This window comes from Occultella aeris, assembly GCF_902703175.1.
GTDB lineage: Bacteria > Actinomycetota > Actinomycetes > Actinomycetales > Beutenbergiaceae > Occultella > Occultella aeris.
Window position 1 is genome coordinate 1 of sequence record NZ_CACRYJ010000076.1, and the last position, 536, is coordinate 536.

Annotated in this window: 1 protein-coding gene; it reads right to left on the minus strand. The window is 70.5% G+C overall.

The features are described 5' to 3' along the window. Positions 1–536: DUF222 domain-containing protein (locus HALOF300_RS27160; protein ID WP_197522871.1), on the minus strand; the 536-nt coding region annotated here is incomplete at both ends.

A 536-nucleotide genomic window follows, 5' to 3' on the forward strand; every position in this document is an offset into this window, starting at 1 on the left:
TTGGTCCAACACCATGTGCGCGAGGTCCCCGAGGGCTTGGGCGCGGCGTTGGGAGGAGGTGCGGGTCTCGTCGGCGGCGGGTTTGCCCATGATCGCTTCGAGGGCGGTGCGCACGTATTGGCCGAGTTCGAGGGTCAGGAACCCGGCCACGTGGTAGCCGTCCATGGTCCGATCGAGGTTCAAGAACTCACGGCCGGCCGCGGCCCGGTGGGCCTTGTCCATCGCGTCGGGATCGACGATCGCGACGAAGTGATCGACCAGCCTGCGCAGCTCTTCGGGGGAGCGTGTGGCGGCGTTGTCCAGGAGGAACTCCTCGACCGTCTGCACCCGACCAGCAACGCCAGTGCCAGCAGTGCCAGCAGTGCCGGTGCGGTCGGTGGCGTCGGCGGTGGTGCCGGCGGAGCCGTCGGTGGTGCCATTGGCCTCGTCGGCCTCGTACGTCCCGCCGGCGGCGTCAGCACCCTCGGCGTCGCCGCTGTCCCCAGTGACGCCTGTGCCGTCCGTGCCGTCCGGGCCGCCGTTGTCAGTCCCGACGG